Origin of the sequence: Actinomadura formosensis NBRC 14204 (assembly GCF_001552155.1) — a bacterium.
Classification (GTDB): Bacteria; Actinomycetota; Actinomycetes; order Streptosporangiales; family Streptosporangiaceae; genus Spirillospora; species Spirillospora formosensis.
Map to the genome: position 1 here is coordinate 34,010 of NZ_BCQQ01000057.1, position 7,237 is coordinate 41,246.

Genomic DNA, 7,237 nt, shown 5'->3' on the forward strand with positions numbered 1-7,237 from the left:
GTCAGTCGGGGGAGGCGTCGGTCGTCCCGAAGATCACTGAGGAGATCTCCAGGTAGAGCTGCTCGGGGTACGGCATGAAGTTGATGCTCTGGAGCCACTGCTTCTGGCCCGCGGACTCGGTGCGGAACTCGCCGTAGCCGAGCATCCGGCCGAGCATGGACCGGTTCAGCGCGATGTCGGTGAGCTTGGTCAGCGGCATCATCACGACGTTCCGGTTGAACACGCCGCTGATCACCATGACCCGGTGCTCGGTGACCAGGAAGAACTCCAACGACCAGGCGATGACCTTCCAGACCAGGTAGGCGATGGCGATCAGCCACAGCCACCAGATCCAGGCCGCGCCGGTGACCGCGCTGACCGCGCCGCACACGATGAGCCCGGCGACGACGGCGGAGACCGGCACGAGCAGGACGGCGGGGTGCCGGCGCACCGCGATGACCCGTCCCTCGTAGGCCATCAGGTACTTGTCGACGGTGCGCGACGAGTTGTCGCGGTGAACGATCATGTCCTGCAGATTCACGGCGGCGTCCTCGTCATGATCCGGTTGGTCCCAACGGTAGCCGACGGCGCGCCGGCCGCGCAGGGGGCCGCGTGGTAAGGGCTCTGGGGTCGTAAGGGATCTTGTCGGCGGAAGGCCGGGCGCCCGAAGATGGGCGCCATGGAGTTCGCTCCGGACGTGACGGCGCGCCCCGTCTGGCGGCTGCTGCTGCGGGGCCTCGGCGTGTACCTGCCGGGCTGGGAGATGCCGGCGGGCGTGCTGCACGTCCGGGACACGGCGGCGGCCGGCGGGTTCGGGCCGCCCGCCTACCTGGACGGCGGCGCCGGGTTCGGCATCCAGATCCCGGACCGCCGCCGGGGCCTGGAACCGGACCGGGAGATCTACGTCCGCGGCCGGGAGAACCCGAGCTTCGGCATCGTCGTCGCGGGCCCGGCCGCGGCGATCGGCAGCCGGGTCGTGGACGCCGGCGTGCTGCTGCGGTTCGCGCGCCGGCTGACGTTCGAGGAGCTGTTCGACACCCGCGACGCCGGCTCCGTCCCGTACGCGGTGCGCGGTGCGCGGGCGGTGGAGAACGTGGTGTTCCTCGACCGCGCGGCCGGGATCGGGCTGTGCGCCGAGGTCGACCCGCTCACCCGCGCCGCCGCCTGCCCGCTGTACGTGCGCATGGGAAGCCCGGCGGAGCGGACCGTGCGAACCTACGGGGCGCCCCGCCCTACGGGCCGGCCCAGCCGGTGAGGTCCCACAGCTGATGGGACGGCAGCCGCCGCAGCCGGACGGCCGCGGCGGCCGGATCCCAGAACACCTCGTCACTCTCCAGCTCCAGTGACTGCGCGGCGGTCAGCACGGCGCACAGCAGTTCGCCGCGCGTCCGGACGGCCAGGAGCGGGCCGATCTGCGCGACGGCGCCGGAGCACTCCGCGAGCGTCCGCAGGAGGGCCTTGAGCGCGACCTCGTCCTCGGGCGGGCGCGCCGGCCTCACCCCGGACGGGACGCCGGGCTCCACCCGGGCCAGGCCGTGCCCGGACCCGCGGGCGCCGCCCCCCGGCAGGTCGGCGCCCGTGGAGATGAGCAGCGCGCTGAACACGCCGGCGAGGTCCTCGCAGGCATGCCCGCCGAGGAAGTAGCGGCGGCGTCCGGGGGAGCCGGGCGCCGGGTCGTCCGCGCCCTCCGCCGTGCGGAACCGGACGTTCAGCCGGCTCGCGCGGACGCACCGCTCGTACACCTCGCAGAGGATGTCCTCCAACTGGCCGTCGCGGGTCCAGAGCCGCCCGGTGGCGGTGACGGCGTCGCCGGGCGCGCGGGGACGCCCGGTGAGCGCGGCGGTGACGGTGCCGTCCAGCTCGCCCTCGGTGAACTGCAGCAACTCGGCGACGATGTCCTCGACGTCCTCCAGCGTGCGGGTGAGGGTGCGCTGCAGCTCCAGGATCTGCGTGCCGCCGCGTTCGAGGTCGGCGAGCCGTTCGAGGGCCGCGTCGACCTTCCCGGCGGCCGTGCCGGCGTGCGCGCGGGTGACGGTGCGCACCGACGTCTCGACCTCGCCGAGCTTGCGGCGCAGCGCGGCCAGCGTGATCCGCTGCTGCTCCAGCTCGTGCAGCCGTCCCGCCTGCGCGCGCAGGTGGTCGTCGGCCCGGTGGACGAGGCCCGCCAGCTCCTCGACCTGCCCGGTGTTGCGCCGGAGCCGGTCATCGAGCGCGGGCAGTACGTCCTGCTTGACCCGCGCCAGCTCGGCGGTGAGCCGCTCGCCGACCGTGACCAGGACGTTGTTCTGCTTGGTGACCTGGTCGTTCAGCTCCTCGATCCGCCGGGTGAACGCGTCGGCCTGGTCGCGGCTCTGCTTGCCCGCGTACAGTTCGAGCGCCCCCACCACGACGCACATCACCACCAGGATGACGGTCGTCATGGCACTCCTCGGGGCGTGACGGCGATCGCCGGATCCAGTTTTGATCGCGACCATAACTTGCGATCATGTGCGCCGACCGAAACTTACGTAACCGACTGATCTCAGTGACCGCCCGCTCCCGCCAGCCCTTTCCATGTCATTCCGTAATCGGTTGCGTGCTATAAGTCGCGGCCTTTCAGACGCAGCCCTCGAATTGCGGGACGGTGGTGGTGAGCTTCAGCCCGGTGTTCCCGAACCACCGCTTCAGCAGTTGCGGCATGGTGCCGTCCTGGTACAGCCCGGTGATCGCCTTGTTCACCGCCTCGCAGCCGTCCACGTCGCTCCTGCGGATGCCGACGCCGTACGGCTCGTCGGTGAAGGAGGCGTTCACGATCGTGAGCTTCCGGCCGTTCGCGGCCGCCTTCCCGGCGAGTCCGGCGAGGATCAGGTCGTCGGTCGAGACCGCGTCCAGCCGGTTCTCGACGAGATCGGTGAGGCAGGCGGAGTAGCCGTCCTCCTCGACCGGCAGCGCGGCGACGCCCTGCTCGTCGTGGATGCGCGGGAACGACACCGAGCCGCGCACCTTGCAGAGCCGCCGGCCCTTCAGGTCGTGGATGCTCCGGATCTTCCCGGCGTCGGACGCGCGGACGAGGACGTCCTGGTGGGCGACGTAGTAGGGGCCCGCGAACGCGACCTTCACCTTGCGTTCGGGGGTGACGGAGTAGCTCGCCACGACGAGGTCGACCTCGCCGTCCTGGAGCATCTTCTCGCGCGTCGCGGAGTACACCCGCTTGAACGCGACGTTCTTCCCTGCGACGCCCAGCCGCCCGGCGATCGCCTTGGCGACGTCGATGTCGAAGCCCTTGTACGGACCGTCGCCCTCGCGTTCGCCGACGCCCGGCTGGTCGGCGTTGACGCCGATGACCAGCCGATCCTTCGTCGCGACGGAGGTCTCGCCGGCGTCGGCGAGGCCGCACGCCGCGGCCGGGCCGAGCATGGTGAGCGCGGCGGCGGCGGCCGCGGTGCGCCGCGCCCTCACTTCGACCACCGGTACTCCGCCAGGCGGGGCCGCACCCCGGCGAGCACGAGCAGGGCGATGGCGGCGCCCGCGGCCGGCAGGACGGCGTACCAGCCGCTCGTCCCGCCGTCCCCGTCCCGCACGGCGTCGTCGAACGCCTTCCGGTGGATGCCGATCAGTGCCTGCAGCGACCGGTCGTACCGTGTGAAGTCCGCGCCCGCGGCGCCGCGGGCGGCCACGGCCTGATCCCGCTGCCCGCCCTTGACGAGGTCTCTCATCCGCCGGTCGTTCGCCTGGACCTTCCGGTAATCGCGCAGGACGCCGTTCATGACGTTCACCAGCTGTGCTTTCTGCTCGGCCGACTCCGCCGGGCGGTTGGCCTCGGTGCCGAGGAAGCCGAGGAACGGCGCCCGTCCGGGCTCGAACGACAGATCCTTCTGCACGGCCGCGTTGTACTGGGTCAGGTTGCCCGCCTTCAGATAAAGGACGGTCTGGGATTTGCTCAGATACACCTGCTCGTAGGCGTCGGCTCGCCCGGGGTCGAGCAGGAACCGGGTCTCGTCCGCGTTCGCGCTGTTGCTGATGGCGCGCGTCCGGGAAAGCGCGAGGATCGAGTCGAAGCCCTCTTCCTTGGCCTTGCGCAGATGGCCGGCCTGGCCGGACAGCATGAGGGTGCCCGCTCCCACCAGGACGAGCGTGCCGATCGTGGCCAGCGCCAGTGGCACGTTCAGCAGCCGGCGGAAGCGCTTCGCGAGGTACAGCTGGAATCCGGCCAGGGTCGCCAGCAGCGCCACGCCCGCGACCAGGACGCCCGTGCGGCCCATGAGGACGGCCGACCGCCTGTCCTCGTAGGTGTGCCGGACGAGGGTCCCGTTGTCGAGCGTCAGGTTGTACGCCTTGGGCAGCAGGTCCAGCTTCATCAGGTCGGCCGCCTGCCGGTAGAGCTCGGTGACCTGCTGCGACGGCGGACCGGACGGGTGCGGGGACTGCCGGTCCAGCAGGAGGGCCTGCCCGGCGAGGCGCTCGTAGCGGCCCAGGGCGTCCAGCAGGTCCCGGGCCGTGTTGTTCTCCGTCGTCTCATCGGCGAGCTTGGCGGCCTTGAGCAGCGCGTCCCCGGCCTTGCGCCGGTTGTCGTCGTAGCGGGCGACGGCCTGATCGCGTCCGCCGCCCGGTGCGTCGCCGATGAGCAGCGCGTTGGCGAGCTGCGCGTCCATGTCGGAGAGCTGGAAGTACAGGTCGCCGGTGGCGACGACCTGCGGGCCCGCGTCGTGCCCGATGACCCGCACGCCCTCGCGGGCGTTCGCGACCGCCGCCCAGCCGATGCCGAGCAGCACCACGAGCAGGACGAGCGACAGCGCGGTCAGCGCCCGGACGCGGGCCGCGACCGTGCGGGGCAGCAACCGCGCGATGCCTGCCGGCGGTTTCTCGGGCGCATGCCGGAGCCGCCCGGCGGAGCCGCGGCGGGCGGGCGGCGCCTGCGTCGCAGGGGCGGGCGGGCCCGCCGGGGGAGACTGCTGAACGGCGGTCATGTCGCCTCGCCTCGGATGAGCGTGATGGTGGTCCAGGCGCCCACGTGGATCCGGTCGCCGTCAGAGACCGGGACCTCCACGTTGTACGGGATGGGTTCGGTGGACCCGTTCAGGCAGGTCCGGTTGGTGGAGCCGGGGTCGACCAGCGTCCAGGTGCCGTCCGGCTTGCCCAGCAGCACCGCGTGGACGTGCGAGACGCCGGGATCCTCGGGCGGTTCGCGCAGATCGATCTCGGGCGGGGACGGCTGCGCCGAACTGCGCCGCCCGATCCGCACCTCCCGCCCGGTCAGCGGGATCCGGCGCTCGGGCGCGTACGGGGGGAACGAGAGCGCCGCCGAGTCGGGCCCCTCCTCGGCGATGACCGTGGCGAAGTACTCGCGGTCGGCCGTCACCACCGCCGTCCAGGCCGTGCCGGGAACGGGCGGGGAAGGGACGGGCGGCGCCGGAACCGGGGGCGCCGGCGCGGGAACCGGCGGCGTGGGAACCGGCGGGCCGGGCACCGGAGGGGCCGGTACGGGCGGCGCGGGCCGCGGATCGGAGGGCGCCCGGTCCCCCGCCGGCGCCGTCCGCGGTGTCGGCTTGCCGCCGCCGGTCGCGAAGTCGTAGCCGCAGGCCTCACAGAACCGGTCGGTGCCGGGCGTCCCGCAGTCCGGGCAGGGCCGGGCGGCACCGCCGGACGGGGCCTGGAGCCCGGCCGTGCCCGGCGGCCCGGCCGCAGGGGCGTCGCCGATGCGCTCGCCGCAGACGTCGCAGTAGTCCGCCGCCTGCGAGGCGTGTCCGTTGGGGCAGCTCGCCATGCTCAGCCCTCGCCCCTCCGCGTGGTCACGGTCTCGTCCTTGCGGGTCCGGACCGTCTTGCTGGAGCGGGTGTCCAGCTCCATCTCGGCGGCCTTGTCGATGTCGCGCTTCAGCCGGACGGTCCCGGTCGCCGGGGCGATGACGTCCACGACCCGGCGCAGCATCGCGGTGATCGCGTCGTTGCCGGCCTCGTCGGCGAGCACCACGGCCCGGCCAAGCCGCGCCGTCGCGGTGTCGAGGTCGCCGTCCTTGCGGGCCTGCAACCCCTCCTGGATGACGGCGGCCAGTTCCGCCTGCCCGGTGTAGTGCGCCACCCGCGCGTTGATCTGGGTGGACCGCGCCTCGTCGTCCGTCCACTGGGCGAGCACGTTCCCGGTCGCGAGGACCTTCGCCTCCTCACCCGGCCCGCCCGGCACGACCAGCTTCACCCACGCGGCGCGCAGTTCCTTGCCCACCGGACCCGGCGGCACGTCCACGCAGATGTGGTAGTCACGGCTCTCGGCGCCCCACGCGCCCAGCGGGTAGTCGCCCGCCTGCGGCGCCGACTCCACGCGCTTGCCGGTCAGATCCTCCACCGACGGCATCACCTGCTTGACGAACCGCAGCGTCGCGGTCTGCGGCGTCCACACCCGCAGCGCGACGTCGGCGACGGACTTGCCCATCGCCGCCTCCGTCATCGCCTGGAAGTCGGCGACGAGGCCGGCCGGGTCGGCGACGATGTCGACACCGCCCAGCATCGCCGAGGCGACCTTGCGCAGTTCGGCCACCTCCCAGTCGGTGCCGACGCCGCGGCAGTCGCACACGAAACGGCCGCCGCACTCCGCCAGCGCGGCGTCCAGTTCCTCGGGCGTCTCATGCTGGTTCTTGCCGTCGGTCAGCAGGATCGCGTGCCGGATACCGCCCTGGACCGTGTCGAAGAGCCGGTTCGCCAGCCGCAGCCACGACCCGATCGCGGTGCCGCCGGCCGCCTTCAGCCCGCTCAGCGCGTGCTTGGCCGCCGCGCGGGTCTCCGGCGACGCCGCGACCAGCCCCTGGTGCCGGGGAAAGACCATCGTGGCGGTGTTGGACCCGGAGACGACGGCGAACTCCACACCGTCCCGCAGCGTGTCGATCGCGACCTGGGCGGCGGCCACCGCCGCGCGCAGCTTGGTCTCCGGATAGGACATCGAGCCCGAGGTGTCGATGATGATCACCTCGGATGCCCGGGTGGTGGACGGGACCGCCGCGCCGCCCGCCGCGGTCGCCTCGACGGACACGATGGCGTGCACCTCGCGTCCGCCCTCGGGCAGGAACCGATTCTGGTCGATCTTGATGGTGAACTGCGGCTCGCTCATCGGGGCTGCTCCGTGCTCTGCGGGATGTCGCGGCTCTGGGCGGGGAGACGGGGAACGGACGAGGCGGGGGACGGGAGGGGGATCACGGCGACGGTGATGTTGTCGCGGCCGCCCGCGTCCAGGGCGTGCCGCACCAGCGCCCGGGCCGCGCCGAGCGGGTCGGCCGCCGGGTCGGGCCCGG

7 protein-coding genes and 1 pseudogene are annotated in these 7,237 nt (G+C 72.9%); 1 reads left to right on the top strand and 7 read right to left on the bottom strand.

Going from position 1 to position 7,237, the window contains the following annotated elements:
• Window position 1: 1 nt before the first annotated feature.
• Window positions 2-520 (bottom strand): PH domain-containing protein, encoded by a 519-nt coding sequence (locus tag AF1_RS16730; RefSeq protein WP_306303167.1) that lies wholly within the window; start codon window positions 518-520, stop codon window positions 2-4.
• A 138-nt stretch (window positions 521-658) separates the two neighbouring features.
• Between AF1_RS16730 and AF1_RS16735 the strand changes: the two genes are divergently transcribed.
• Window positions 659-1,234: a hypothetical protein gene (locus AF1_RS16735; RefSeq protein ID WP_242608721.1), complete on the top strand. Its 576-nt coding sequence runs from the start codon at window positions 659-661 to the stop codon at window positions 1,232-1,234.
• Here the strand turns inward: AF1_RS16735 and AF1_RS16740 are convergent.
• From AF1_RS16740 to AF1_RS36405, 6 genes and pseudogenes are all read right to left on the bottom strand, one after another.
• A complete protein-coding gene (locus AF1_RS16740) occupies window positions 1,212-2,399 on the bottom strand; it encodes a hypothetical protein (protein WP_067799434.1) in 1,188 nt (395 codons plus the stop codon). The two genes, AF1_RS16735 and AF1_RS16740, sit on opposite strands and share 23 nt — an antisense overlap.
• Window positions 2,400-2,574: 175 nt before the next feature.
• Window positions 2,575-3,426, bottom strand: a complete 852-nt coding sequence (locus AF1_RS16745) for a transporter substrate-binding domain-containing protein (protein WP_242608722.1) — start codon at window positions 3,424-3,426, stop codon at window positions 2,575-2,577.
• Complete coding sequence (locus AF1_RS16750) at window positions 3,414-4,925, bottom strand: hypothetical protein (protein ID WP_067799440.1); 1,512 nt, start codon at window positions 4,923-4,925, stop codon at window positions 3,414-3,416. Before AF1_RS16750 ends, AF1_RS16745 begins: the two co-directional genes overlap by 13 nt.
• Window positions 4,922-5,722: an FHA domain-containing protein gene (locus AF1_RS16755; RefSeq protein WP_067799443.1), complete on the bottom strand. Its 801-nt coding sequence runs from the start codon at window positions 5,720-5,722 to the stop codon at window positions 4,922-4,924. The genes AF1_RS16750 and AF1_RS16755 overlap by 4 nt, the downstream gene beginning before the upstream one ends.
• A gap of 2 nt (window positions 5,723-5,724) precedes the next feature.
• On the bottom strand, window positions 5,725-7,056 hold the full coding sequence (locus AF1_RS16760) for a VWA domain-containing protein (RefSeq protein ID WP_067799446.1): 1,332 nt from the start codon (window positions 7,054-7,056) through the stop codon (window positions 5,725-5,727).
• A pseudogene (locus tag AF1_RS36405) lies at window positions 7,053-7,237 on the bottom strand (hypothetical protein); the annotation flags it as partial. The gene AF1_RS16760 and the pseudogene AF1_RS36405, both read right to left, overlap by 4 nt.